The 24989-nt window shown below is 69.3% G+C and carries 23 protein-coding genes and 2 pseudogenes; 12 read left to right on the top strand and 13 right to left on the bottom strand.

Translation table 11 applies throughout. The annotated features are described in order from the left end of the window. Nucleotides 1–89: 89 nt before the first annotated feature. Nucleotides 90–404, bottom strand: a complete 315-nt coding sequence (locus BLW57_RS41775; RefSeq protein ID WP_180361925.1) for a hypothetical protein — start codon at nucleotides 402–404, stop codon at nucleotides 90–92. On the opposite strand from BLW57_RS41775, the gene BLW57_RS41970 reads away from it, so the two are divergent. After that, nucleotides 321–824: a GNAT family N-acetyltransferase gene (locus BLW57_RS41970; protein ID WP_371127766.1), complete on the top strand. Its 504-nt coding sequence runs from the start codon at nucleotides 321–323 to the stop codon at nucleotides 822–824. The two genes, BLW57_RS41775 and BLW57_RS41970, sit on opposite strands and share 84 nt — an antisense overlap. A 247-nt stretch (nucleotides 825–1071) precedes the next feature. Here the strand turns inward: BLW57_RS41970 and BLW57_RS01010 are convergent, their stop codons facing one another. From BLW57_RS01010 to BLW57_RS01000, 3 genes are all read right to left on the bottom strand, one after another. Continuing rightward, complete coding sequence (locus BLW57_RS01010; RefSeq protein ID WP_093471450.1) at nucleotides 1072–1266, bottom strand: hypothetical protein; 195 nt, start codon at nucleotides 1264–1266, stop codon at nucleotides 1072–1074. A 323-nt stretch (nucleotides 1267–1589) separates the two neighbouring features. After that, nucleotides 1590–1802, bottom strand: coding sequence for an SOS response-associated peptidase family protein (locus tag BLW57_RS01005; protein ID WP_107450006.1), 213 nt, complete (start codon nucleotides 1800–1802; stop codon nucleotides 1590–1592). A gap of 45 nt (nucleotides 1803–1847) precedes the next feature. Further along, nucleotides 1848–2285 carry a cupin domain-containing protein gene (locus BLW57_RS01000; RefSeq protein ID WP_093471448.1) on the bottom strand — a complete coding sequence of 146 codons (438 nt, stop codon included), beginning with the start codon at nucleotides 2283–2285 and terminating at the stop codon, nucleotides 1848–1850. A gap of 643 nt (nucleotides 2286–2928) precedes the next feature. Here BLW57_RS01000 and BLW57_RS00995 point away from each other — a divergent pair. Continuing rightward, entirely contained in the window at nucleotides 2929–3390 is a 462-nt protein-coding gene (locus BLW57_RS00995) for a hypothetical protein (RefSeq protein ID WP_093471447.1), read from the top strand. A gap of 21 nt (nucleotides 3391–3411) precedes the next feature. Here the strand turns inward: BLW57_RS00995 and BLW57_RS00990 are convergent. The 5 genes and pseudogenes from BLW57_RS00990 to BLW57_RS00975 form a co-directional block, all read right to left on the bottom strand. Further along, nucleotides 3412–4184, bottom strand: a pseudogene (locus BLW57_RS00990) (IS5 family transposase); the annotation flags it as partial. 67 nt (nucleotides 4185–4251) lie between these two features. Then, nucleotides 4252–6576: an ATP-binding protein gene (locus BLW57_RS00985; protein WP_256339320.1), complete on the bottom strand. Its 2325-nt coding sequence runs from the start codon at nucleotides 6574–6576 to the stop codon at nucleotides 4252–4254. Nucleotides 6577–6876: 300 nt separating this feature from the next. Continuing rightward, nucleotides 6877–7674: an intradiol ring-cleavage dioxygenase gene (locus BLW57_RS00980; RefSeq protein ID WP_093480438.1), complete on the bottom strand. Its 798-nt coding sequence runs from the start codon at nucleotides 7672–7674 to the stop codon at nucleotides 6877–6879. 129 nt (nucleotides 7675–7803) lie between these two features. Beyond that, nucleotides 7804–7913 (bottom strand): annotated as a pseudogene (locus BLW57_RS41965) (NAD(+) kinase); the annotation flags it as partial. A gap of 130 nt (nucleotides 7914–8043) precedes the next feature. Further along, a complete protein-coding gene (locus BLW57_RS00975) occupies nucleotides 8044–8625 on the bottom strand; it encodes a hypothetical protein (RefSeq protein ID WP_256339319.1) in 582 nt (193 codons plus the stop codon). Between the two features lie 670 nt (nucleotides 8626–9295). Between BLW57_RS00975 and BLW57_RS00965 the strand changes: the two genes are divergently transcribed. The 7 genes from BLW57_RS00965 (at nucleotide 9296) to BLW57_RS00935 (ending at nucleotide 13438) form a co-directional block, all read left to right on the top strand. Then, nucleotides 9296–9505 (top strand): hypothetical protein, encoded by a 210-nt coding sequence (locus tag BLW57_RS00965; RefSeq protein ID WP_093471444.1) that lies wholly within the window; start codon nucleotides 9296–9298, stop codon nucleotides 9503–9505. 204 nt (nucleotides 9506–9709) lie between these two features. Beyond that, on the top strand, nucleotides 9710–9961 hold the full coding sequence (locus BLW57_RS41955) for a hypothetical protein (RefSeq protein WP_256339318.1): 252 nt from the start codon (nucleotides 9710–9712) through the stop codon (nucleotides 9959–9961). A gap of 122 nt (nucleotides 9962–10083) precedes the next feature. Beyond that, on the top strand, nucleotides 10084–10521 hold the full coding sequence (locus BLW57_RS00955; protein ID WP_093471441.1) for a DUF4259 domain-containing protein: 438 nt from the start codon (nucleotides 10084–10086) through the stop codon (nucleotides 10519–10521). A gap of 212 nt (nucleotides 10522–10733) precedes the next feature. After that, complete coding sequence (locus BLW57_RS00950; RefSeq protein WP_256339317.1) at nucleotides 10734–11168, top strand: hypothetical protein; 435 nt, start codon at nucleotides 10734–10736, stop codon at nucleotides 11166–11168. Nucleotides 11169–11351: 183 nt separating this feature from the next. After that, the gene (locus BLW57_RS00945) at nucleotides 11352–11543 is read left to right on the top strand and encodes a CsbD family protein (RefSeq protein WP_093471439.1); all 192 of its coding nucleotides are present in this window, start codon (nucleotides 11352–11354) and stop codon (nucleotides 11541–11543) included. A gap of 1278 nt (nucleotides 11544–12821) precedes the next feature. Next, on the top strand, nucleotides 12822–13061 hold the full coding sequence (locus BLW57_RS00940) for a hypothetical protein (protein ID WP_093471438.1): 240 nt from the start codon (nucleotides 12822–12824) through the stop codon (nucleotides 13059–13061). Then, nucleotides 13061–13438, top strand: coding sequence for a fic family toxin-antitoxin system, toxin component (locus tag BLW57_RS00935; protein ID WP_093471436.1), 378 nt, complete (start codon nucleotides 13061–13063; stop codon nucleotides 13436–13438). The genes BLW57_RS00940 and BLW57_RS00935 overlap by 1 nt, the downstream gene beginning before the upstream one ends. Nucleotides 13439–16185: 2747 nt before the next feature. Here BLW57_RS00935 and BLW57_RS00930 read toward each other — a convergent pair. Continuing rightward, nucleotides 16186–17586 carry an MFS transporter gene (locus tag BLW57_RS00930; RefSeq protein WP_176985392.1) on the bottom strand — a complete coding sequence of 467 codons (1401 nt, stop codon included), beginning with the start codon at nucleotides 17584–17586 and terminating at the stop codon, nucleotides 16186–16188. A gap of 852 nt (nucleotides 17587–18438) precedes the next feature. On the opposite strand from BLW57_RS00930, the gene BLW57_RS00920 reads away from it, so the two are divergent. From BLW57_RS00920 to BLW57_RS41940, 3 genes are all read left to right on the top strand, one after another. Further along, the gene (locus BLW57_RS00920; RefSeq protein WP_143051559.1) at nucleotides 18439–19290 is read left to right on the top strand and encodes a hypothetical protein; all 852 of its coding nucleotides are present in this window, start codon (nucleotides 18439–18441) and stop codon (nucleotides 19288–19290) included. Nucleotides 19291–19649: 359 nt separating this feature from the next. Then, entirely contained in the window at nucleotides 19650–19901 is a 252-nt protein-coding gene (locus BLW57_RS41945; protein ID WP_256339316.1) for a GNAT family N-acetyltransferase, read from the top strand. Further along, nucleotides 19877–20173, top strand: coding sequence for a GNAT family N-acetyltransferase (locus BLW57_RS41940; RefSeq protein ID WP_371127840.1), 297 nt, complete (start codon nucleotides 19877–19879; stop codon nucleotides 20171–20173). The genes BLW57_RS41945 and BLW57_RS41940 overlap by 25 nt, the downstream gene beginning before the upstream one ends. Before the next feature lie 199 nt (nucleotides 20174–20372). On the opposite strand, the gene BLW57_RS00910 is transcribed toward BLW57_RS41940, so the two are convergent. The 3 genes from BLW57_RS00910 to BLW57_RS00900 all read right to left on the bottom strand — a co-directional run bounded on the left by BLW57_RS00910 (nucleotide 20373) and on the right by BLW57_RS00900 (nucleotide 23888). Then, nucleotides 20373–21032: a hypothetical protein gene (locus BLW57_RS00910; protein ID WP_093471432.1), complete on the bottom strand. Its 660-nt coding sequence runs from the start codon at nucleotides 21030–21032 to the stop codon at nucleotides 20373–20375. Between the two features lie 64 nt (nucleotides 21033–21096). Further along, nucleotides 21097–22590 carry a hypothetical protein gene (locus BLW57_RS00905; protein ID WP_176985391.1) on the bottom strand — a complete coding sequence of 498 codons (1494 nt, stop codon included), beginning with the start codon at nucleotides 22588–22590 and terminating at the stop codon, nucleotides 21097–21099. 779 nt (nucleotides 22591–23369) lie between these two features. Then, nucleotides 23370–23888: a hypothetical protein gene (locus BLW57_RS00900; protein WP_143051557.1), complete on the bottom strand. Its 519-nt coding sequence runs from the start codon at nucleotides 23886–23888 to the stop codon at nucleotides 23370–23372. Nucleotides 23889–24989 lie beyond the last annotated feature (1101 nt).

Genomic DNA, 24989 nt, shown 5'->3' with positions numbered 1-24989 from the left:
TGCGCCAACTCCTATACTTCGTAAAGCGGGCAAACGTGGCCACGTCGGCGGCTCATAGACGAACCGATCGAGCCGCTCCCCGGGTGGTGTCAAGCCGGCCGCCGGAGATCCCGTATCTCAACCGAACGTGATCCCGTGATGTGGCCGGCCATGGAGCGGACCCGCCGCGCGATGTCGGCATCTTCAAGGGGAACAGACTGGGGTGTGGCAGGAGCGCGCGGGGAAGCGGCCTCGTCGTAGCGGGCGTTGTGTGCCGCGCTGGCACGCCACCGGACGTACGGGGCGATGGATGCGTCGACGGGGGGTGCGAACGCTGCGCTGTGCGTGCGGTGCGGCTGCTCGGCGTCACGCCAGGCCATTCCGGCCAGCTCGACCGGGATGTCGGCGGGGGTGGTGAAGTCCACGAGCGTGGCAGATTGCCGTGGCCCAGATACTCCAGCAGCGCCTCGGCCCGCGAGGCGGCGTCCTGGCGTTCGTCGTGGACGTGTGCGTGTACAGGGGGCGGCAGCAACAGCCGCGTCGCCCAGTTGTGCCTTCGACCACGGCCGCGCGTGTACTCGGTGGTGACCGCGATGGACCCGGCCTGCCGCGAAATGGCCGCGGGCCATGCCCTGCTGCACCTGCTGTGTGCGGATCTGACGACCGACGGATGCACGGCACTCGACCTGGGCCGCACCACCACCGACCCCGGCCAGCGCGCCTACAAGGCCGCATACGGCGCCATCTGGACCACCACCCACACCTTCACCCACGCCCTCGGTCCGGTGCAGCAGGCCGGCCTGCTGCCGGCGGATGACCGTGTCCTGACTACGGCGGGGCGGTAACCCCGCACCGCATGACGGTGAAGGCGAACGATGTCGCCGGTGGAGACCGAGACCGCGGACAACATCGCCAAGACCACCCGAGCGATCCGGGACGCACCCGAACACGCCCTCTGGATCTGGGGATCGCCGGCAGCCCACTCCGACCGGGAACGCCCTGGGCCGCCCGCACATTGCCCCTGCTCCGGCAGACGAAGCTACTGGTCGGTCTGTGGACGGCGTCCCTGTTCCATCGGCAGGGAGAGCGGGGTCACCACAACAGGAAAGCGGTGACCAGCCATCCTGGCAGCGCGAGGAGGAATCCCGTGACGGCCAGGCCCATGCCGCGCTGGCCCCGTCGGGCGACCTGGATGCTGGCGGTGATGCTGAAAACGAGCGCCAGCGGCGTGAAGACGAGAAACGACACGAGCAGCCCTAGGACGCCGAGACCGAGAAGCAACAGCAACGACAGCAGGGAGAGGACCAGCGCGGTGATGGCAGCGCCGTTCCATACCGCCGGCGGGTGCGCTGGTTGGCCGGGCGAGAGGTAAGGGCCGGAAGCAGCGTGCCACCCTGGGCCCGTGTATGGGCCGGGTGGCCTGCCTGGGTTCGGACCGGAATCCGTCATCGGATGATGCCCTCCGGGCTCCACGGCTGAGGTCGAGCGGTGCACCGACCCGCCCAAAGCTTCGCACAGGGGTGCGGTGTGGCTACCTCGCGGCTGCTGGGAGCGGACCACATCCGCTGGCGGGGGGAGTCTGCTCGGTCTCGGCCTCCGCCGGCATCGCCTCAATGTCCTCGTCGCTCGGCGGCCCGTTCACCCAGCCCAACCAGGCTCTCCAGTCCGTGGCCGCGCGGGGCGCGCTCCATAACCGCCGACACGTCATCAGTGGGGGCGACGTTCCAGTTCGGTGCGAGCGCCTCGGTGGGGGACCACTCGGCGGCGTGGAACAGCTGCGCCGGGTCCTGCGGGCGCCGGGTGGAGACGTATCGGCCGCACATGCCACCACTCTCTCACCGCCCGGTCGGGCTGCTGGACGGGCGGGGTCAGCGCATCTCGAAGTCGTCGTAGTGGAAGCCGGGTGCGACGATGCAGGACACCAGTACCGGCTCGTCGCCTTCGCACTGGGCGGTCTGCCATGCGCCGGCCGGGACGAGGTACTGGGGCTGTTGGCCGCGTTCGACATCGGGTCCCAGGACCACCGTCCCCGCCGGGCTGGGGTCCGGGTCGGGGCCGTTGCCGCCGAGCCGGAGACTCAGGGTGTGGCCGCGGTGCCACAGCCACATCTCGTCCGACGTTACCCGGTGCCAGCGGGAGACCTCACCGGGATGGAGCAGGTAGTAGATCCCGGTCGCGCAGGGGCGTACGGCGCGGCGGGCGTCCGGGAGGGTCTGCGCCTGGGTCTGCCAGGTCCGGCGGAACCAGCCGCCCTCGGGGTGCGGCTCCAGTCCCAACTGCTGCACCAGGGGAGAGATCACGCTCATGACGACCAGCCTGCCCGAACCCTCTGGCCGGCGCCTTCGGGGCTGACGATCGGGAAGCGAATGCGCATCAGTTGGTCCGAGAGCAAGGCGCCCCCGACTCGCCCGGGCCGCGCGCCCGTCGTCGCGGCGCTCACCGCCTGCTGCGCCCGCGCCTGCGGCCGCCCCGACGACGCCGGGCTGCACCGGCTGCTGCTGGGGCGTCTGCCGGCGGGAACGACGCGCGCTGGGACCGGTACCTCGAGTTGCGCGCCCTGATCAACGGCTGGCCCGCCCCCGAAGGCCTGGCACCCGCGGTCGAGTGGTCCGTCACGGCGCCGCGGGCCGTCACCCGCAGCGGTGCGATTGAGTAGCGCTTTTACGTAAATCTGCGGATGTCTCGTGCCGCCCTCAGCGGGACCATCGCGGGCATGACCACGCCGGAAGTGCCGCCCCCGGCCCTCAGCTGGGTGACGGCCGCCACTCACTACCGGGGGGCCTCCTCGTAGGGGTTCGGCGGGGCCTTGTCCGGATTTCCAGCGGAGGATCGGGCTGCACCGGGGGCGGGTCCGCCTCGAAGGGGCCTAGAGCCTGTCTCCTTGATGAGTCGATCCACTGATCGGCGCCCCCTGAATGCTTGCGGCATCGCGCGTGGAACCCTGTCCACATGGACACATTCGCGGACCGACTCGACGGCGGGTGGACGTGGTGGGAGGCCGCCATCGAAGAAGCGCAGGAAGGGCGCTGGGTCCGTGACGCCGTGGAACGGCAAGTCATCAGGGACATCGCTGCCGCCACCAACCCTCTCCACGGTGGGCGGATGGCCCCGTTCACCGAGGACTCGTGGCACATACGCATAGCGAGGATCGCGAACTGGGCCGGGGTGCTGCGGCTCGCGGCCCGGTCGGGCGGTTGGGTGCTCCAACCGGTCGCCGGACGCATCCCGACAAACCCTGCTGGCATGTCTGAGCTGCTGTCTGGCATCTATGCGGTCGGCGAGCAGGGAGAAATCTGGATGCAGCAGCTCCTGAAGGGCGAACTGCCACCAGAAGACGAGATCGCGAAGGCCGAGGGTTTCCTCACCGGGCCTGGGTCCATCGAGGACCTTGAGCTCTTCTTCTACGACTGAAATGCCGTCCCTTCATCATCACCGCCACTGCTTCAGCCGGTTGATGCATCGCTCGACCGTATTGCGCTGCTTATACGCCTCAGCGTCGAAAGCCGGTGGGCGACCGCCGGCGCGGCCTCGCCGCAGACGGTGGCCGACCGGGTCGGACGGCTGTGGGATGACAGCGTGGATTCCACGTCGGCGTAGGTGATTTCGGATCGCGCGGGATGAGTACGCGCGGTCCGCCAGCACGGCGTCGGGTCGGGTCCTCGGTCTTCCGGGGCCGCTTCGCGGAACACGGATGCCGGCCATGACGCTCTCGAAGGCTGGGGCGTCGCCCGCCTGGCCTGCGGTGACGCGGAGGGCCAGGGGTCGTGCATGGCCGTCGCTGGCGAGGTGGACCTTCGTGCTCAGGCCGCCGCGGGAGCGTCCGAGCGCGTGATCGTCCGGTTCGGCCCGGCCTGGATCCCCTTTTCCCTGGCCCCGGCGGCGTGCTGGTGAGCCCGGCAGACGGTGGAGTCCACCGACACGGTCCAGCTGATGTCGTCAGCACCCTCGGCCACTGCCAGGACCGCGGCAAGGATGCGTTCCCAGGTGCCGTCCACGGCCCATCTGATCAGCCGTTTGTGGGCGGTCTGGTACGAGCCGAGCTCGTCGGGCAGGTCCCGCCAAGGCGAGCAGGTTCGGTACTTCCACGCGATGGCCTCCACAGTTCGGCGGTGATCGGCCCACCGCCGACCACGAACCGGATCGGCCGGCATCAGCGGCTCGATCCGGCCCCACGTCGCATCAGTGATCACTAACCGGACAGCCACATCCGGTCAACTGACCAACCGATCAGAGAGACGCCCTAGGTCGCCGCCTGCCGGGAGGCGACGGATGTCAGGGAACCGAAGCTTCCGAATCTCTTCGACCGAACCACAGGGCGATCTGTGTGCGTGAGCGAAGACCCAGCTTGTCGCGCACCCTGTTCAGGTGCGTGGCGACCGTATGTGCCGAAAGCCCGAGCCCATCCGCGATCTGTCGGTTAGTCAGCCCCTTCGCGACGAGTTCGACCACCATGAACTCCCTGGCGGTCAGCCGCCACCGCTCGTCGCCGATCCTCATGTGGTCCGGCCCGCGCCGGACCTGCTCACCGCTCCCTGTCCGCAGGGCGTAGGCGACGAGCCGGTCTCCGTGCAGCTTGCGAGCGCCGACGACCGCGGCCTCCCGCGCCGCCGTTGGCAGCAGGGTCCGGGCACGGGCCGCGGCCTGCTCGATCCTGTACCGCCAGGGTGCCTCGGGCTCGGTGTCCAGTCGGCGTCGCGCCTGCGCGCTCGCCTCGCACAACCGCAGAGCACGCTGCATGTCACCGCTCTCTGTGGCCACCAGCGCCAAGCCCTCGACGGGGTACAGCGCGTGGAAGCTCCCCCCGGGTGCGATGCGCAGCACTTCGGCGAAGAGGGCCTCGGCGCTCTCCAGTTGCCCCAAAGCCAGCCGTACGGCGCCCGCGGTGTGCAGCGCGGCCGCAGCCCGGTGCCAGGGAGCCTGCTCCCTGAGCACCGGAAGGCAATCCGCCATCAGCTCGTCGGCCTCGTGCTCCCCGCCCGCCTGGAGCAGCGCCCAGGCCAGGTGCTGGGTGCACCACGCGACGTCCTCGGGCGAGCCGAGCGGGGCGACGACGCCCAGGCACGCGCGCAGATCCGTGACGGCCTCGGCGAATGCGCCGCGACACAGCCACGCTGCGGCCCTGGCGTCGAGTGCGTTGGCGAGCCCGGCGGGCACGTGACGCCGCCGCTCCAGGCTCACCGCCCGCTCACCCACTGACAGTGCTCGGTGCGGGTCGGCCTGCTGGGCGGCCACGCGTGCGGCGAGCGCGGCCACCTCCCCGCCCAGTGCCCGACCTCCGGGTTCCCGCAGCAATCCGCTCAGCAGTGCGCCCGCGGCCGACGGTTGCTCCTGCTGGTAGTGCACCCGGGCCAGCTCCAGGGTCAGCCGTACCCGCGCGGCCTCGCCCTGGCCGGTGGCGCGGGACAGCACCGAGGCGAGGTTGTCCCGTTCCGCCGTCAGAGGGCTGCTCGCCTGGTCGGCGAACACATCCCCACCATCTCTCTCGGCCACCTCGTGGAGCCACGCGAAGGCGCTGCGCAGGGTGGAGCCCAGCTCGCCGGATGCGCGCAGACGTTCCATGGCGTAGGCGCGGATGACACCGAGCTGCCGGAAGCGGGTGGGTGCCGCGTCCCCCGGCAGCCGTACGATCAGCGACTTCTCCTCGAGCGCGCACAGGAGGGGAAAGACCTCTCGCGGCTCGATGCCGCCGCCAGCGCACACCGAGCGCGCCGCGGCCAGATCGAACCCTCCGACAAGGACCGCGAGACGCCGGAAGACGGCCTGTTCCGCCGGATCCAGTAGCTGGTGGCTCCAGTCGACGGCGGTGGCGAGCCCGCTGTGCCGCCGGGGCCCGGTCCTACTCCCACCGGCCAGGAGGTCCAGCTGGGACAACTGGTCGTCCAGGCCCGCGAGGATGTCGCCCGGCGCGAGGGTGCCGATGTGGCCGGCCGCGAGTTCTACGGCGAGGGTCAGGCCGTCCAGCCGTCGGCAGATCTCCGCGACCAGGCGGCCGTTGTTCCGGTCCAGCGCGAACCCGGGCGAGCGGCGCGCGGCCCGTTCCACGAACAGCCGTACCGCGTCTGCCCGCAGCAGGGCCGTCACGTCGTCCCCGGCGTCCGCCGGCGGCAGGGACAGCTCGCCGACCCGGAACACGGTTTCCCCGGGCACCCGCAATGCCTCACGGCTCGTGGCCAGGATCCGCAGCCGGGGGCAACGGCCCAGCAGGGCCAGGACCAGCCGGGCGCACGGCTCGGCGAGGTGCTCGCAGTTGTCCAGCAGCAGCAGGCAGGAGGCGTCTCCGATGGCGTGGACCAGGAGGTCGACCCCGGTTTGGCCGGCCCGTTCGCCCACGCCCAGCGCGGCGGCCACGGACTGCGTCAGAGTTGCGCCGTCCCGCAGCGAGCCGAGCTCCACCAGGTCGAGCCGGGCGTACCGGCTCGATAACCCTCCGGCGAACTCCAACGCCAGCCGTGTCTTGCCCACACCGCCCGCCCCTGTCAGCGTGAGCAGCCGTGTGCTGCTGAGCAGCGCGCGCAGGGCCGACAGCTCCCGCCGCCGGCCGACGAAGGAGTCGAGCGCCAGCGGCAGAGCGCGGTCACGGGTTGCTGCGGTCGCCACAGCGGGTGCCACGGTGGGAGCCGCAACCGACGCGGCACCTTGGGGACGGACGGTGTCCCGCGCTGCCGTCCGCCGCCGGAGCGCCCGTTGCCGGCAGGCGTTGGAACAGTACCGAGCCGGCCGGCCGCCCTGCGGCCTCGTGATCAGCGTCGTACCGCATACCTCGCACGTTCGACTCCGGCTCATCCCCGATTCCTGGCCGCACGTTCTTGTGCCGAAACCCTGTGCGGCGAGTGGGCGGTGCGCGCGGCGGCCGGAACCGTCCCAGGGCCCGCCCGGCCACCGCTCCCGGAAGGACCGTCAGGGTGTGGCGCGGGGGTCGATCCCGAGTACGACAGTCCCGGTCACGCCCTTGCTCAGGTCGCTGCCCGTCTGGGTGAGGGTCAACAGGGTGGCCGAACCGCCGTTGCGGTAGATGCCGTCCCTCGCGTTGAGCGTGCGCGTGGCCGTGTTGTTCCGGTAGGGGGACAGGGCGGCGACCCTGGTGTTGTACGTCTCCGGGAAGTAGAGCTGGCCGGTGTGGGATACATGGCCTCCGTGATAGGTCCCGTTGGAGACGGTTCCGCCGGCGTGCGTCTTGACGTGGATGTGGAGGGCCCGGCCGACGTACCACCCCGGGTAGACGGTGGTGAATTCCGCCACCCCGGACGCGTCGGTCAGCTGCACACCACGCAGGAAGGTCGTGTCGGGGGTGGACCCGCCGGCCACGTAGCCGGAATAGACCCCCACCGCGTCACAATGCCAGATGTCGACGGCCGTGTTGGGTAGCGTGGCGCACGTGGTGCTGTCTATGACCGTGACGCGCAGGGTCAGCGGAACGCCGGCCTTGCCCTCGGTGATGTCCTTGCGGACCCGTTCCAGGTCCAGGTAGTAGGGGCCCTCGGTCTGCTCGGGCGTGAGGACGCACGCCGCGGCGAGCGGGGGAGCGGGCCGGTCCGCGCTCCGGGGCGTCGCGGCCGCGGCCTGCGTGGCGGCGAGTCCCAGTGCGGCCACGCCGAGGGTGGCGATGACGGACCTTCGGGTGGCGCCGGCCGGGCTCTCGGCCGGCTCGGGGGCGCGCTGCGGGTCCGTGGCGTTGTGGTGGGGGGCATCAGTCATGCAGCGACCATGGCGCGCACGACGTTCCACCGGATCGCTCGGACGAGCGACGAGATCGGATGCGTTACGAAACCCGTGCGGGTTCATCCATCGGACCTCAGAAATGCCGCGCCTCCTCCGGAACGGGCGGGGCAGGATGAGGTGTGCGCGATCGCCCGGCGCGGGGGTGTGGTCAACGGCCACAGCGGAGCGGCCATCCCGTCGGTCAGCGCTGCGGGCGCGTCGGTGAGGTTCCGTCGTAGGGGAGTCCCACTCAGTTCACAGCGGGAGCCCTGCTCGGGTGCGGTGAACTCCTGCCGAACTGGTCCGCCTCCCCAGCGCGTCAGCCTGATCTGCTACCGCAGCATTCGCGGGCGAAAGTCGTCGGCGTCAGGTGTTGGCAGCCCCATAGTGCAGGACGCCGCCGCGCGACAGCAGGTATCCCATGTCGCGCTTCTTGGGCAGCTCGCCCGCCAGCGTCGAGGCATCGGCGCCTCCGGAGACCATCCAGCCGACGAGACCCAGGCTGAACGGCGCCTGCTTGAAGGTCTCCGTCGCGATGCCGACGAGCCAGTCGTCGATGACCGCAGACCTGAAGAACGGCCGGCCGTCCCAGTACACGATGCCGGCCTTGTCCAATGCTCCTGTGGGGATGTAGAAGTCCAGCCAGTCGCTACTTTCGTCGCCACCGCGGACGGCCGTGCAGCCGCAAATCGCCAACTGCCCCGTCGGCAAGCGCACCTGGCCGAGCAGGTGACCGTGCTCAGTCAGCGAGGCCACCGTGCACGACACCTCGTCCTGCTCGTCAGGCTCACGGTCGCGCCGCCCGAAGCAGCCCTGCACGCCTGCCGCCGGCCACAGAGCACTCAGGAGAGTCTGAAGTTCGACGTCACCAGTTGAGCCAACCTCGATGGCCAGCTCGTAGCCGTCGCCCCAGTTGGACTGGTCACGGAAGGAAGCAGGATTCGACATGTCACGATCATGCAGCGCGTCAGCCTCGGGACACCGCAATATGGTGCTCGTCTAACCAATCGAGACATCGTCTTAACCGTTCCAAACGAACGGGCGAGCGACGCGCCACGACAGCGTCCAGGAGCGTCGTCGTCCGCTCACCGCTCTACGTGCAGGCCACGGCAGAAGTCACCAGGCAGGGGCATGAGTGCGTCTAGTGATGCGCTGACCGTTCCCAACGACGGCGCAGACAGCGAGGCGTCACCTTCGGTCTGCAGACCCACACCGCGACAGACCTGATGACGTGGGTGTCCGAGCAGCTGCTCGCACACGAGGACTGGAGGCGCGACCTGCCCCTACTCGCCGCCCCTGACGTCCAGGCCGACGCTGTGGACGGGATGCGCAAGCGGCTCGCCGAACTGCTGGACGACCCGACGCTGCTCGCCCGCTACCGGGCCGCGATGGACGGCCAGCCAGCGCCGCACGGACCCCGCGTGCGCCGCCATCCGCGCATGCCGTGTGCCTCCACCCCCTCGCCGGGGTGCGCTGCCGACTCGCCCCGGCACCCCGTCCCGTACGCCCCCCGGCGGCGTTCCGGTTGCCTCGCTAACCTCCCGCCCCGCCACGGTCCCCGCGCCGCCGGACTCCACCCCAGCGAGCCCGGACCCCCTGGACCGAAAGGGCACCCCGCATGACCACCTCCACACCCCCCGCCATCACGATCCGCCCCGTGCGGGCCGACGAGATCGACACGTACTTCGACCTCACCCTCCTCGTCGACCTCCACGTCCCCGCCCACCTTCTTGCGACCGGACGCGCCGCCCGCCTGCCGGCCACCTCACCCGGGCGTCAGCCGTTGCCCGAGCAGCGCCGTCCCGGCCACCGGCCGCCCGCCCGCTGAGCTTGTCGCTTAATCTCGCCTGGGATGGGGGTGGGCATGGAGCAGGTGGTGTGCGAATCCGTCTCGTACGAGGCGGTGTGTCCGGACTGCGGTGCGCAGCTGAAGTGTTGGGGGACTCAGGCCCTCGCCGGCGGCCGTTTGCGGTGGGACGTCGAGGCATCGTGTTCCGCCTGTGATGGGGCGGCAGTCGTGTGCGGTGGCGACATGCCGGCCGAGCGGCGGGACCAGATGCTCGCCGAGCACGGACCCGCGAGGCTGCACGTGAGCAGCCTGCCGGTCAACGGTGTCGCCATCATGCGGGTACTGCGGGCTGAACTCGATCTCGACCTGGCGAGCGCCAAGGCCCTGGCCCGGCGGGTGGTGAGCGGTGTGTACGCCGGGACGCTTCCGGAGTTGGAGCACCTGGCCCGCAAGCTGAGGAAGGCCGGCATCACCGCTGCAGCAACGCGCGAGTGATCAAACGGCAGATGTACGGACGCGCTCGCTTCAAGCCCCTGCGCAAGCGCGTGATGCTTGCCTCCTAACCTCGTTGTCGGTGACCAGTGCGACGATCCCCAGAGGATCACGCGAGGAGAGATATGGGCACCTGGGACATCGGCCCCTTCGACAATGACACCGCCGCAGACTTCGCCGGCGACCTGGACGAGGCACCCATGGAACAACGCGAGTCCATGATCCGCAGAGTCCTCAAACGCGCCGCCGATCCAGCTGACTACCTGATCACCCCCGACGCCGAGCGAGCAGTCGCCGCAGCGGCCCTGGTGGTCGCACAGCACGCTCATGGCGAGCCCGCGTGCTCGAACTACGGCCCATCAAAGCCGCTGCCGGAGTTGCCCTGCGACCTTAGGGCGCTTGCCGTCGGCGCCCTGGACCGAGTAGTCGACGAGCGGTCTGAAATCGCCGAGCTGTGGGACGAGGCCACGGACGGGCCGAGATGGCGCCAAGACCTCACACGCCTGCGCAACGTCCTCGCCCCCCCGATCCCGCCACAAGCGGAAGCCCTCTTCGAGATGTGACAGGTGACCCAAAGTCATGGACCACAGAAGGTGAGTCAGAACGCAAACTCGTGAGCAGAGCCAGCGTGGGTTCCCATCGCACCCCGTTCTGTACCCTCCGGTAGGTTCTTCCCGGGCTCGTGACGGCAGGTCCCACCCGTTTTTGAGGGGGATACGTGCCTGGTGAGCGGCTTGACGCGGAGTGGGTCCGGTCCTGATGGGAGCGGGCCGACGTGGCGCTGGCGAAGTTCACCGGGTCCTTCCATGGGACGCACGGCTTCCCGCCCGATCAGAACGCTCTGATGCTGGCTACCGATGACAGCCACCGGGCGACGGGCGGCCTCGTGGATCTGACGCCGATCCCCTCCGACCTGACCGCGCTCTACTGGGTGATCAGTGAGGCCTTGCTGCCCGGCATCGACAGCGGGTACTTCATCCATTCACCCGCGACGGCGGCCGAGCACTTCCGCGAATACGGCCCCGCTCCGGTCGACGGCGAAGCGATCGTCTTCGCCAGCGACGGCGGGGGCCATCTGTTCGCGATCTCAGACAGCGGACACATCTGGAAGTCCACCACGGCCTCCTGGTTCGACGACTTCGAGGTCGCCGCGTCCAGCTTGCAGGAGTTCCTCGAACACATCAGCCAGCGGATCACGAGCCGGCCCTGACGGGCAACGTCCCCCCGCCCGCTACGCCGACGACGCACCGAGCCCTTCCTGGCGGCCGCCCGCCCGCACCTACAGCACTCCGAGGGGCTGATGGCCCGGTTGGGTGACCCCAGCTGGACGCCAAGGGCCCCCTGTGCGGTCCTTGGTAGAGGGATTCACTCATTCCGAACCCAGAGGAGAGTCATGTCTGGTTCCAAGGACAAGGCCAAGGGCCTCGCGAACGAGGCCATCGGCAACGTGAAGCAGGGCGTCGGCAAGGTCACGGAGAACGACAAGCTGCGGGCCAAGGGCAAGGCGCAGGAACTCAAGGGCGAAGGGCAGCAGGTCAAGGGCGACATCAAGGATGAGATAAAGCGACCCGATCGCCGCTCCTGAGGCGGGTCCTGAAGGGCGCCATCGAGGATGGCGCCCTTCGGGCTGTGTGGAGCCCGGGCCCCCGCCTGTCGCGACGACCACAAGCGGTATCAGCGTCGCCGGCCGGGCCCAGGCCTGCTGTCCCGCCGGGAGCGGGTAGCCCATAGTGAACCGACACATTCTGCGATTGCTCTGCGACTGCTCTACGAATGGACAGGCGGCCACCATCCGCGTGCGGCTCGACGGGGTGCGAGGCACACCCGGACGCCAGAACGCACTGCGCGGGCGCCGTGACGCTCATCCTGCGTCACGACCCCACCGTGAGCCGCGTCTGGACCGTCGAAGAAGTCTGCGCCGCCCGCGCCCCGCTCATCCCGCATGCCGCCCTCCGCCGGGCCGCCGAACAGCCTGCCGCCACCGTTCCGGCTCCCGCCCCAGAGGTCCCCGGCGACTTCTCCTCACCCGGCGTGGCACCCGCCGACGGCATTCCGGCTCCTGGCCGCCGCTCGGGTCGGCGCCCCGCGCGGCCTCAGCGTCGGCGGACCGGCTAGCAACGCTGACCCTGGACAGGCTCGCCGGAGGAAGGATGGAAGAGCCGGGTTTCCGCGTCCTGGTGACCCAGGCGGGGGACCGCACCATGGAGGCGGAGGCGGTCCGTGCGATCCGGACTGTCCCGGCTTCAGCCTTGTCAAGAGCAGGGCGGTGCTCGACGGCGCACCGGTGGCGGTCACGGAGCCCGTGTGGCTCGAGGCCGCCCAAGACGTGACCGGGGTTCTGGTCAAGGCGGGCGTGCACGCGACGGTTGTGTGCGACTAGTGCCTGTCACGACAGTGGGCGGCCCTCTCGATCCGGCGCCCTGCACGGGGCCATGGTGGCCCGCCGCAGCCTGCCGGGGCGAGTAATCCGTCGGCGGTGGGCAAGGCGAGGAACGTCGAAGACGTCATCGGCTGACGCCCGGCCATCACCTTGATGGAGTTCTCGGGCACCCTGAGTACCGACCCGACCGTGCTGGCGTACTGCCGACCGCGCGCGTCAGTCCTTCAGGGGGTGCAAGGAGACCGCGACGCTCGTCGTGCCTTTGCCGACGAACCACGTCTCCCACCACGACACGACACGTACATTTAGCGTACGAAGCGCGCGCGCTCTGAGGACGTTCGGCGGCCCTCAGGCGGGGCCGCCGTGAGGACCGGCAGCACCACCGAGGGTGCGCATCGCCGCGGGGGCGACACCCTGGCCACCGCCGTCCCTCCCGCGCCGGGCTCACCCACTCATCATGGTAACAGCTGTTACCATGCTGGTATGGCGAAGACACAGTTGGGTGCGCGCGTGGACGAAGACGTCGCGGAACTCGCGAGGAAGCGGGCCGCCGACCTCGGACTGAGCATCGGCGACTACCTCGCCCGCCTCGTGCACGACGACACCAGCGGCCTGCGCGCCCGCGCGGTGGATGCCGCCGCCCGGTTCCTGGCCGACCACCAGTCGGTCTTCGACGAGGCCGAACAAGCTCAGCAGACACCCTCGGGAGGGCGCGCTGCCTGATGGAACTGCACATCGACGTTCCCTGGATCCTGCAGGTCGCCGAGGCCGCCGGAGCGGACGCCCCGGCACCCGATGACTACGGCGTTCCCGTCTCCGCGGTCGGCCGCCACCGGGCCGAGCTGTTCGAACAGCCCGTTTACGGGTGCCCCTACGCCAAAGCCGCTGCCCTGGTACACACGCTGGGCCGCTGCCGCTGGCTGGAGCGCTCCAACCTCGCCGTCGCCGCCGCCACCGGCGTCATGTACCTCGAGGCCGCCGGGATTCCCGTCAAGCCTGCCCGTGAGGATGCCATCGCTCTCAAGGACCTGCTCCTGGACCCCGCCTGCACCGCCGGGAAGATCGCCACCCTGCTGCGGTCCTGGCCCACCGCCACCTGAATCGACTCGGTGGCCCGCCCCACGCACAAGGGCGGACCTCCCTGCGGCAGAACACCGACGACCGCTGGACATCGACCAGCGGGGGAGGAGGCTCAAGCGCAGAAGCAGATCAGCCCGGATGCGCCCCTCACGAGGCTGCGGGGACCATTCCCGCCGGTGCGGCGAGTAGACGAGCAGGTGTACCCCATGCGACGGGGACGTCGAGCGCTCGGACGATGCAGGGGGCGAACTCTCGTCGCGAGCCGGCGAGGTCGACCTCGCCGTCGAGAAAGGGCGGATCCGGTCCCACCTCCTGCGGTGACCGTCTCGCGCAGTCCCCTACTCCAGATTCGTGAACCTGGACTACACCTGACGGGCAACCTCGATATCCGCCCCGGGCGCCCTCTCGGTCGAGGAGCAGCCAAGCTGTGGGGCGTCCCAACAGCACTGCACTGGGCGCGCCCCGACCTGATCATTTGGAGAGGCCGTGGCGTTGTTTCAGGGAGTGCCGCAACTCCTGGCTCCGCCGGGGCAGGTGACGCTGTCGTTCGATGCCGCGCCCGCGATCCCCAGCACCAGGACGATGAGAGCCAGCATGATCAGAGGAACATGGTCTGCAGCCCAACCGCCTTGCTCGCGCGGAGGCTTCGGAGTGCTGGGCTGTGGGCTCGCGTGGTCACGTGCGGGCTCGGGACCGGGCCCGTCGTGTGCCTCTGTCGCCATCGTGTCACCCGCCGTCCTTGTCGCTTCCACAATGGCATGGCGTCGGCCGTCACCGTCAACCCTGGTGCCGTGAGGGCTCTCCAAGGAGGGGTGCGCATCGTGATGGTCTGCTGTCATGCACGCCCCTTCCTCTACATGTCGGGAGTGGCCGGCCCGGCGATCAGGGCTCCTGCTGGGGCCCACGTCCTCAGCGTGCTCGCCGACATACGGTTTCGAGGTGGCCACAGCGACACCCCGCCTGGGATCTCACCTGCCCGTCAGTGGTGATCGCCATTACGGGGATGTGGCCAACCGGGCATTATCTGGCTACTCCACTACGGCGGCCAGGAGATTGCCTGGCTGACCGTGACCGACGCCGATATGCCGGGGGTTCACGGCGAAGTCGAGACGCTTCCTGGCCTTGAAGAGCTCCGCCCTCACTTCACGGGGCAAGAGCGGGCTGTTGACGAGGAGGACTGGCAGCAGGCCGACGCCTGCTGCACCAGGACGAGCAAGCCGTCTGATGACAATCCCGCTCTGTGCAAGGCGCTTTGCACGGGTGCCTGGCTGGTGAAGGCGACGACGGCAGGCTCAGCCATGCAGACGGCGGGGCGTCTCCCGTTGCGGGGCAGGGGTGCGATGCCTGAGCTTGGTGAACCGTTCGCGTTAGTCCTCGGCCGGCCGGGCCCCGCTGCCCTGCCGTCGTTGCCGCCGACGCCGCCGTCGCCAGGCGTTGGGGTCAGTCCAGGGCTCCGATCGCCTGCTGGATCAGGGCGCGGGCGGCCTGCGTCAGCGATCCGGATAGAGGGTGTCCAGCTTCAGCGCTGCATCGTGCTGTGCACCCCGTTACTACGCAGCGGGTGAGGGTGCAGGGCGGGGAGGAACAAATTGGATGGCATTCATGGACCGTGAGGAGGCCCTAGAATTTTGGCCCGGGGTTCTTGGGTTGCCCTCCCATTCGGTGGTCGCTCCAGTCGATGCCGTCGTCGTGCCCCTTACTCGACGCGAGCCCGAAGAACCCGAGAAGAGGCGCTGCGATGAGGATCGCTCCACACAGGCTGCCGATCGCCGAACAGGACGTCGCACACGATCCGCACCCCCAGCGGGAACGGGGCGCGCCACGCGTGGTAGCGGCGGTACATGTGTACGAACTTGCCTGACGCGCGCTTGGATCGGCTGGCCCTTCTCGGGCTTGGTCCAGCCGTATGACCGTTGCCGCTCACGGAGCTCTTTTGTCCTTTCGAGACGGGGTTGCGGGTGCCAGTAATCGGGGATCCGAATCCCTCAACCCAATCCTCGGCCTCTTCGTCATCTGGTTATCGCTTGGACTCGCAAGGTCACTCTTGTTGCATGTTCCTGACCGTGCGTCAGCTAATCGGAACGCCGTCGGCGTACGCCTCCCCACCTTCGCGGGCATGAGCACCTTCGATACTGTATTGCTGGCCGATGCCGAACGTCTTCCCAATCTGAATCGTGCTCCCTTGCGCGTGGAACTCGCTTGCTTGTCCAATGTTTACTGGCGTCACCTTGGTAGCTGCGGGGAGTCCGCGGCGAGGCGCACCGTTCCGGCCTGCGGCAGCATGATGCGGTCGACCGTGCCTGTTCCATACACACAGGGGGCTGATCACCCGGTGCATCTGCTCGATGATGGTCATCCGGTACTGCGCCAAGGCGCCCGGGTTCTGCTTGCTGCCCGCTCGTGCGACGCCAGCCCGCCCGCCGCCGCGCACTGTTCGAGGCGCCACCCTGAGCTCCGGGCTCCTGAGCCGCAGCCCTCACCCTGCACGCCGACGTCACCAGGCAGCGCCTGAAGCACCACACTCGCCCGGGCGAACGAAACCGTCGCCAGTCCGCCTCCGCCAGCCGTGGCAGCAGCGATCAGTCTGCCTGGGAGCAAATTCCTCGGCCGCGATCGAAGCGCCGTCATCGATCGGCGGAAGCTGGACTCTCTTCTCCTCGGCTTTCTCCCATGGACCGGGCGCGGACGGAAAATAGCGGTGGAATGCGTCGGCTCACCGCGGTCCGGACTCCTGCACCCAGCCGCCGTTGAAGCGAAAACAAGCAGGTCATCGACGATGACGTGCCAGGGCAGCTGGAGCAGTCAGGATGACCGCCGCGGCGGGCAGGGCTGCGGTGGCGCGGAGGACTGTATCGATTCCACCGGCGTCGGCCGCGGATCCACCCACGCTGTGATGCAGTGTTTCCAGAGCGGTGGCGGCCAGGGCGGTGGCCACGGCGGCACCGAGGTACTTGAAAGCGGTGGTCACACTTGCCACCGCTCCCGCCTCCTCAGCGGAGGAGCGCTGCTGGATCAAGATATTCGTCAGTCCGCCGCTCAGACCGACCCCGATTCCGCACACGGCCAGAGCAAGTGCGTACGGACCGGGGAACGGAACCGCAGTCGTCGCTACGAGACCGACGGCTGCGGCTGCCAGAGCTGCGGTGAGCAGTACGTGCGAGCTTCGTCGGGCCACCAGGCGCCCCGCGGCGTAGGTGGCGGCCGCATTGGGCAGCGAGAAGCACAGCAAGAGGCTTCCCGTCAGAAACGCGGACAGGCCGCGGCCGGCCTGGAGGTACCACATGGCGAGCGTGGACAGCATGACGAATCCGATGACGGAGGTCGCCCCGCTGAGCGTCAAGATGTGCAAGCGCCGGTCCTGGTACAGGTTGCGGCTGAACATGGCCGAGGACTCGCGGCTTTCCAGCCAGACGAACCCCGCCAGCAGCCATACTCCGCACGCGACGCACAGGAAGGTGGCCAGTGACGTCCATCCCCAGGTGGACCCGCGGTCCGCGGCGACAGTCAGGGCTACGGCACCGCCCATGATGCACGCCCCGTTGCGGACAGGTGGCCTCCGGGCCGTCGCCATCGGATTGCTCGACGGAACCACGAAGTGGTAGATCAACACGACGGAGGCCAAGCCCACTGGGACGGTCATGAAGAACACCGACCGCCATCCGAACAAGTGGACCAACAGCCCGCCGGCAAACGGTGCCAGGGCTGCCGCGCTGCTCGCCGTCGCCATTACGGCGCCCAGCCCGATGTCACGCCGACGCCCGGTGAATCCACCGACAGTCATCGCGACTGCCCCTGGCACCACAAAGCCGCCGGCCGCGCCTTGCAACGCCCGGCCCGCAATCAGCAAGGCCAGAGAATCTGCGAACGCGCAGATCACTGAGCCCACAATGAAGAGCACCAGGGCGTAGATGGTCGTCCGGCGCCGCCCGAAAGCGTCGACGACCCAGCCGGCGACTGGCATCACACCACCGAAGGCCAGCGTGAAGGCGCTGATCAACCACTGCAGGTCTGTCGGGGACCGCTGCAGGTCGTGCGCGATCCCTGGGATCGCGACGTTCACGGCCAGCCAGTCGAGCTCGACCACCAGCGAGGCCAGGGCAGCGGCCAACAGGGCGAGCCGTTCCCGGACGTCGAATGCTCGCTCGTTCGTGTCGCCCGCGCCCCACATCTGGTTCGTCCTCCGCCCGTCCCCACATGGTGCCCGGAGCAGTTCAGCACACTCTGCAGACCAGATCGGCGCGGCACGCGTGGCACGCCAGCGGCACTGCGACGGGCGGCGACGACCTCGACGCCGAGAGCGCGCGCTGGTCCTTGTCGACCTGATGCTTACGCTTGCCGACGAGGGCGTACCGGGCGTGTACGGCAAGCGCGTCAACCGGCCCATTCGCGCGCGGCGTCTCCACCGGACTCTGGCGGTGCCGCTCCGCGAACGCCTTCAGGCGCCGGGCATGCTGTCGCGACCGGTCGGTGGCAGCGGCTGCCCTCTGCCGTGGCCCTCGGCCCAGGGGGAGGGGACAGCGCGCTGGTTCGACGACCAGAAGATCCATCAGGAGGCCGTCGTGCCAGGTGCCGTCCGGACCGCGGTCGTACTGCCGCGTGATGCCGACCGGCCGGCATCCGCCCCAATTGTCGATGAGGTGGCGGGCAAGTGTGCGTACGGCGTCGATGCCCAGCCCGCTGCCACGCACGGTTGGCTCTGGACAGGACGCCGGCGACCACGGCCCGCTCGGCCCGGTCGCTCTCCTGCGACCGGCTGACTCTCTCGGTCGCGGCGCCGCCCAGTGCACCGGCTGGCGCGAGGCATTCGCCGTAGAGCACATCGTGTTCTGCCCGGACGAGAGGGGCGAGGACCTTCGGGATGCTCGGCAGTGCGCCAAACGGCCTATTAGCGGGCGTACTTGGTCCTTCCGCTGGGACCGAGCAGAGCCGCACCGGACCAGGAACCGTGGGTGCTGTACGGGCGTCATTGCCGCCGCAAGTGGAGAACACCGTCCGGCATCAACGACCTGGGGGATCCGCGATGACCCGAAAGACCCAGAGAACCTGGACGACCTGGAGATCCTGGAGGGCGGTTACCACCGCTCTCGCTTTCCTGATCGGCCTGAGCGCCGCTGGTGCGTCACCCGCTTCCGCCGACCCGGGCGGCCCGGTCGCGCCCAACCTGGACCAGCACTGCGCCGTGCAGAACAGCGGCAGCGGTCCGACGACGATCGTGATACCCGTCGACAGGGTCACCCTCAACGTCGAGTCCGTCGGTTATGCGCCCGCCAACACCACGATCACCGCGTTCTACACCATCAGCGGCAGCACCAAGACCGGTACCGCACCGGGAGCGTTCGACACCGCCAGGAAGAACGCCACGTTCAACTTCTCGGTGTCCAACCCGCCGCCGGGCGCGACGCTGACGGTCACCTATCAGGTGTGGTGGCACGACGTCGGTGTCTATTACAGCAACTTCGTGAGCGCCCCGCTGGCTCCCTGCGCCCTGGACAACACCACGTACGTCGACGCCTCGACGTGGAACGACTACGTGACCGTGGCCGGCGTCTCCCAGCGGTGCGAGACCGTCGACATCGGCGTCGGTGGCAGGCACGCCTACATCCGCGAGGACATCGTGACGGTTGACGTCGCGCACGGATCGTCCTACTGGCCCTCGTGGTACTCGGGCCGGCCAGTCTGGATCGACTACTGGATCGTGGGCCAGAAGACCTACGCTTCCGGAGTGTCCGGCGTCTTCGACTCCGACGGCAAGGCCACGTTGTCGACCGTGATCACCACCCCGACCACCGGCGCCGAACTCGACATACTGGCAAGCGGCCAAGCGGGCTCGCGCACCTTCCCCGCCCACTTCTGGACCACCATCGCCTGCTGAGGGCGCGGAAAATCCTGGAGGCCTGGAGACATCTGGGAGCGCTGATGGCAGTCTCCGCTGGGCTGGCCGTCCTGGACAACCTGGTCGCTGTCGGCGCATCGCCCGCCTACGCCAGCCGGGACGGCTCGGTGTTTCCAACGCGGCTGTGACCAGCAGCTTGGTGTCACTTCTTACTGGGTGGCGGACGGTGGTTCACCGGAGCACCGATTCGCCCCTGTCTTCTGGGCGCAGTTCTGTCTCGGGGGCGATTGTCGTGGGGTGCTGCGTCGGCCGTCGACCAGCCCGCGGTGTCGCGACGGGCGGTGCTCTGTCGGGATATTCGCTGGGCGCCGCTTGTTGATGGTGGTCATACTGCCGCGATGGATCCAGTGACGCTCGAGACCGGCCGTCTGGTGCTGCGGGCCTTCACACCTGACGACGCGGATGCGGTGTACGAAGCCTGCCAGGACGAGGACATCCAGTTCTACACCCCGGTGCCGGTGCCGTACCGGCGCGCGGACGCGAAGAAGCTCGTAGGGGAGAAACTCCCGCTCAGTGGGCCGAGGACAGGGACTACACCCTCGGCGCGTTCCGTAAGGACACTGGCATCCTGGTCGGCTCGTACTGCCTGACTCTCGTCAGCTGCGGCTTCTGGGAGCTCGGTTACTGGGCGGTCAAGGGACAGCGCGGACGCGGGTACTCGGTGGAGGCCGCTCGGGCCCTGTGCGACTGGGGCTGGGCCACACTCGACGTCCACCGCATCGAGTGGTGGGCCGGGAACACCGGCTCGCGTGCCGTCGCAGAGAAACTCGGTTTCACCGTCGAAGGGACGCTGCGCAATCGCGGTATCGCCAACGATGGCAAGCCGCACGACTGGTGGGTGGGCGGGTTGCTGAGGCCCTGATGCCCGGTCACTTCGAGGCGCTGTCGGAGCCGGTCGGCACCTGCGTAGCCTCGCGCGTCGCGCTCGCCGAGGCCGGCGCCCTGATCAGCTCCGCCGTGTCCTGAGCCCACGGCGACTTGCCATACGGAACAGGTTCGGCTCTGCCTGCGCGCTCCGGTGCCTGCCGGCCCAGCGCTGTTCAAGGGCCTCCGCCAACAGATCAACTGCGGTCGGCCGTGTATTCGAGCCGTTCGACGAGGTTGTGCCAGGCCTCGGCCTGGACCCGAACGAGGGCGGAGTCATCGGCGGCAAATCCCTCCCAGGCGCAGGGTGAGGCGCTGCTCGACCCGGACTCGCCCCGCAGGCGTCCGAGGACCAGGCGCTCGATCATTTCGCGGTGCGTCCGAGGCGCGGAACCCTGCAACGGCGGGGCGGCGACAGCCCACTCGGTGAACACACACAGTTCCGGCGCCAGTTGTTCCGCTACCTGCCAGGTGCTGTCGTTCCACGGCCCGGCCCCCAGGGTAGCGTCCAGCACTGCGCGTATCCTGCGCGCGGATGCCTGGTTGATCTCATATTCGAGGCGCCGCCACTGGCTCTCGGTCTCCCGCGCACGGCCTTTGTGGGGGTTACGGCCGACCGCCACAGGAACCCGCGGGGTCGGTGTCCTGCAAAGGTAGAGATCGAACCGGCGTCTTTCCCCCTCTCCTCCCAGCCAGGCGAGGTGCGCGCCCAGCACCAACTTGATGCCGTAGTGGGTAGTTTGCCACGGCAGTCCGCGCGCGAGACGGCGATGGACGGTAATGGTCCTGCCATCGAAGACCATACGCACGCGGGAAGTCGCGGCCTCGTAGGTAGCTTGCTCGACGTCGTTCCCCATGGGGTGGCTCTCCTTGTCCTGATGGCGATGCCGGCAGCGAACAGCCTCTGCGCTGCCGCTGTCATCACAGTTGGCGGTCTGCGACGTGGTGCAGCGACTCCTCGGCGATGGTGGTGACGGCAGTCGGCTCCACGCGGGCCAAGACCTCGATCACTGCGGGCCAGTCGCCCACCCCGAGCGCCGGCCCGACGAGCCTGCGCGCCTCGGCCTCCTTCTCGGCGTGGGCCGCGATCACCGCCAGCGCCCGCACCCGCGTGCTCGCCTCCGGGATCGAGCCGGCCACAGCCTCGGCCCGAGCCAGGAGCCCTGCTTCGGCCAGGACGGTCACGAGGGGGTACAGCGCCTCGCCGCGCAGTTGAAGATCTCCGATATCGAGAGCAAGGGCTTCCGCACGCCCCAGGTCACCGGCGATTGCCAGCGCCTCGGCGACGGCGGCCTGCGCCTCCACACGAAGCGCGGGCATGGCGATGGACCGGACCCAGGCCTCGGCACGGTCGGCTGCACCCAGGGCTGCCCAAGCCTCGCCCACAGCGATGACCGGCCCGGTATTCACCAGCTCGCCCGACGCAGCGACCAGCTTGCCCACCGCGGTGATTCTCGCCGCGTTCCCTGCAACAGCAGCGGCATCGGCGAGCGCCGCCAACGCGCTTGCCCGATGACCGGGATCCTTGATGGAACACGCCAGTCGCTCCGCGCGACCCGCCTTGCCGCACTGTGCGAGCGCGCCGGCAACCGCCGATCTTGCCTTGGCCCGGCCCGTCCACCCGCGCACCTTCGCCAAGAGGACCTCCGCCCGCTCATATTCCCCGACGCTGATCACTGCCTGAAGCAGGGGCAGCAACGCGGGGGTATCGCTCAGAGCACCCTCTTGCAATCGGCTTGTGCGCACGGCGCGTAGTGCCTCCCGGTCGGCGTGCTCACGTCGGGCGGCACTTTCGAGGCGAGCAAGGAACACGAGCGCCCTGCTGTGATCGCCTGCGGCCTCGGCTGCGCGTATGAGGATGGGCAGTGTTGGCACCGTCCAGTCGTCGAGGGTCTCTGTCTGCTCCGCCCGGTCAAGGAATTCGGCTGTCCACGTGGGATTGCCGGATACGGCGGAGGCCTCGGCCAGCGAAGCCCAGGTTCGGAGGCGGTCGTGGGGATAGGGGATCGACATCGCAAGCGAGCGCGCAGCCTCATACTCGCCGATTCGAGCACGGCTCTCGGCGAGCACTCCTACGGCCTTCGCATGCCACGGCCGGCTGCCGATGGCGTCAGCCAACGCCCGGGCCGCCTCGTCGTCACCGTCAGCAGCGATCTGGCGTACGAGCGAGAGCCACGCCTGCCCCTGCTCATCGGTTGCTCCGAGAAGACGGATGACTTGCGCTGCCTGTCCAAGGTGTGAAGTGCGTGCCAAAGCCCTGGCCAGAGCAATGGCGTCCGCGAGGCGTTCACGGGCAACTGGTCGAGCGCGTCCGGCAGCATGGGCGAGAGCAATCAGGTCCGGAGTTGAAGCCGAGAACTCGAGCGCCGCTCCTGCACCCCGCGAACTGCTGGAGGCGACGCCGACGGCCCTCATGGCTACTCTCATGGTCCGCACTTCCCGGCTCACCACGACGCTTCCCCCGTCCACCGCAGCCCTCGTCAACGCCGTGAAACCCCGCTGCCAGTATGCCTGCCCGAAATCGGCACCAGGGCTGAGCCAACTAATGTGCTTTCAGTAGTCGTTGAGGCAGAGGGGGCGCGGTCAGGCACCGCACCTGGAAACCGAGGGCCGTCTCGTCGGCTTGCCATGCATGCGATGGCCCCGTCAGCGGTCGCATTCAGGCGCACAGGGCCGGCCGCACCCCAGCTCCCGCCTCATGGCCCGCGGCACCGTCCAGCAGGTCGGCCGTGTCGCCGACGGTCGCCGACGGCACCACCTTCACCGACGCCATCGGCGCCTTCGACTGGCCAGAAGGGCCACGTCATCGGATTTGTGATCAGAACGCAGACTTCAAAAGCTCGGCGCAGAAGACGGTGCTGGGTTCGCGAGCCAGGGTGGCCGCGTGCATACGCAACCGGGTCATCACGTGCTCAGGGCCACGCCGTGGCACTCGTAGGTCCGTGTGGGCGTGGCTGTTTTGGGTGCGGGCGGGTGCTGGGGTTTGCCTGTTCGGCTGGGTTGTGGTGAGGGCGGTTTTGGGTCGGTGCCGGGCGTGGTCGCGGGCCGGTGCGGTCTTTTGGGTCTGCGGGGTGGTGCGGTGCCGGCCGGTGGCGGTGCGGTGGTGGTGGGTGGGGGCTGGGGCTGGGGTGGGGGGGCGGGTGGGTGCCCCGCGGAGGGTGTCTCCGCGGGGCTGGGTGGGTTTGTTGTGCTGGTCAGCCCTGGGTGCCGCCCTGGGTGTTGCCGTTACCGCCGCCCTGGGTGCCTCCCTGGGTGTTGCCGTTGCCGCCGCCCTGGGTGCCGCCCTGGGTGTTGCCGTTGCCGCCGCCCTGGGTGCCTCCCTGCGTGTTCCCGTTTCCGTTGCCCTGGGTGCCGCCCTGGGTGTTGCCGTTTCCGCCGCCCTGCGTACCGCCCTGGGTGTTGCCTCGGCCGTTGCCCTGGGTGCCTCCCTGGGTGTTGCCGTTGCCGCCGCCCTGGGTGCCGCCCTGGGTGTTGCCGTTGCCGCCGCCCTGCGTACCGCCCTGGGTGTTGCCTCGGCCGTTGCCCTGGGTGCCGCCTTGGGTGTTTCCGCCCTTCATGTTGTTGTTCTGGTGGTGGCTGGATGAGTGTGCGGCCGCGTGGTGCTGCATCATGGGTGCGGCTTCGGCGCTGGCCACGCCGATCGTTCCGGCGGCGAGGGCGGCGATGCAGGAGATGCCGGCGATGCGGGCCATGTGACGTCGAGCGTTGAGCATGAGAGATCCTCGTGTTTTCTGTGTTTTTGGGTGGATGCAGTTCCTGTCCGGCGACTGCGTGTCTTCATTTCAGCTTTTGGGGTGGCTGGTGTTCGTCCGCTGGTCGGTGGACCGGCCGGTTGACGCCGGCTGTCGGCTCACCGTTTGAGCGCACCGTCATCCGGGACCTGTCCGCCTCGCTGGGCAGCCTCGATGTCCCGTGAGGGAGCACTCCTGCACCCCTGGTCCGGCCCTGGCCGGGGTCGCTGCGGGCCCGTCCTGGCGGTTGGGTCGCCGTGGTGTTCTGCGGCAGGCTGTGGTGTCCCGGCCCGTCGCGGGCTGCCCGCGCGTTCCTGCCGCTCTGTGTGTTCACCGGTGTCCGTGGGCTTGAGGCTCCCGCTTTGCCGTCCCGCCCTCGTGTCGCCGTACGGGTCCGGTTGCCTGGCGTTTGCGGCGGGCTGCGGCGCCTCGCCCGTCCCCGGCTGCCGTGTGCCCCTCACTTGCCGCGCTGACCGGCCTTCACAGCCCACAGTCCCGCACAGCCCGCAGTCCCGCACAGCCTGCAGTCCCGCACAGCCCGCAGTCCCGCACAGCCTGCAGTCCCGCACAGCCCGCAGTCCCGCACAGCCCGCAGTCCCGCACAGCCTGCAGTCCCGCACAGCCTGCAGTCCCGCACAGCCTGCAGTCCCGCACAGCCTGCAGTCCCGCACAGCCTGCAGTCCCGCACAGCCTGCAGTCCCGCGGAGCCTGCAGTCCGGCGGAGCCTGCAGTCCGGCGGAGCCTGCAGTCCGGCGGAGCCTGCAGTCCGGCGGAGCCCGTGCTTTTGCACTCTCCGGCTTCGTCTGCGGTCGTGTCGTCCTGCTGGTCTGGTCGCCGTGTGTGCGGCGGGCTGTGGCGCCCCGTGCCTTACGTGTCCCGGGCTGTTCGGGGTGGCTGCTTTCCCGGTATGCCCGGTGCCGTCGGCCTGTGAGTGTGTGTTTTGGTGCCTGCGGCTGTGCTGTGGCCGCCTTCGCTGTTCGCGTCGTCCGGCCTGGTGGGGTCACTGCGTGTTCTTGGCAGGCTGTGGTGCTTCCTGCCCGTCGGGTCGGCCCGCGTACTCCTGGTGCTCGCTGTGCTTGCTGG

It is taken from the genome of Streptomyces sp. 1222.5, assembly GCF_900105245.1.
Classification (GTDB): domain Bacteria; phylum Actinomycetota; class Actinomycetes; order Streptomycetales; family Streptomycetaceae; genus Streptomyces; species Streptomyces albidocamelliae.
The sequence above is the reverse complement of the archived record's forward strand: the minus strand, read 5'-3'. Positions and strand labels throughout refer to the sequence as shown.

Bases quoted from the DNA above. Each gene is read 5' to 3' on its own strand.
- BLW57_RS01005 (WP_107450006.1), bottom strand. From the start codon at position 1,802: ATGTGCGGCCGATACGTCTCCACCCGGCGCCCGCAGGACCCGGCGCAG.
- BLW57_RS01000 (WP_093471448.1), bottom strand. From the start codon at position 2,285: ATGAGCGTGATCTCTCCCCTGGTGCAGCAGTTGGGACTGGAGCCGCAC.
- BLW57_RS00995 (WP_093471447.1), top strand. From the start codon at position 2,929: ATGGACACATTCGCGGACCGACTCGACGGCGGGTGGACGTGGTGGGAG.
- BLW57_RS00980 (WP_093480438.1), bottom strand. From the start codon at position 7,674: ATGACTGATGCCCCCCACCACAACGCCACGGACCCGCAGCGCGCCCCC.
- BLW57_RS00975 (WP_256339319.1), bottom strand. From the start codon at position 8,625: ATGTCGAATCCTGCTTCCTTCCGTGACCAGTCCAACTGGGGCGACGGC.
- BLW57_RS00965 (WP_093471444.1), top strand. From the start codon at position 9,296: ATGACCACCTCCACACCCCCCGCCATCACGATCCGCCCCGTGCGGGCC.
- BLW57_RS41955 (WP_256339318.1), top strand. From the start codon at position 9,710: ATGCCGGCCGAGCGGCGGGACCAGATGCTCGCCGAGCACGGACCCGCG.
- BLW57_RS00955 (WP_093471441.1), top strand. From the start codon at position 10,084: ATGGGCACCTGGGACATCGGCCCCTTCGACAATGACACCGCCGCAGAC.
- BLW57_RS00945 (WP_093471439.1), top strand. From the start codon at position 11,352: ATGTCTGGTTCCAAGGACAAGGCCAAGGGCCTCGCGAACGAGGCCATC.
- BLW57_RS00940 (WP_093471438.1), top strand. From the start codon at position 12,822: ATGGCGAAGACACAGTTGGGTGCGCGCGTGGACGAAGACGTCGCGGAA.
- BLW57_RS00935 (WP_093471436.1), top strand. From the start codon at position 13,061: ATGGAACTGCACATCGACGTTCCCTGGATCCTGCAGGTCGCCGAGGCC.
- BLW57_RS00930 (WP_176985392.1), bottom strand. From the start codon at position 17,586: ATGTGGGGCGCGGGCGACACGAACGAGCGAGCATTCGACGTCCGGGAA.
- BLW57_RS00920 (WP_143051559.1), top strand. From the start codon at position 18,439: ATGACCCGAAAGACCCAGAGAACCTGGACGACCTGGAGATCCTGGAGG.
- BLW57_RS41945 (WP_256339316.1), top strand. From the start codon at position 19,650: ATGGATCCAGTGACGCTCGAGACCGGCCGTCTGGTGCTGCGGGCCTTC.
- BLW57_RS00910 (WP_093471432.1), bottom strand. From the start codon at position 21,032: ATGGGGAACGACGTCGAGCAAGCTACCTACGAGGCCGCGACTTCCCGC.
- BLW57_RS00905 (WP_176985391.1), bottom strand. From the start codon at position 22,590: ATGAGGGCCGTCGGCGTCGCCTCCAGCAGTTCGCGGGGTGCAGGAGCG.
- BLW57_RS00900 (WP_143051557.1), bottom strand. From the start codon at position 23,888: ATGCTCAACGCTCGACGTCACATGGCCCGCATCGCCGGCATCTCCTGC.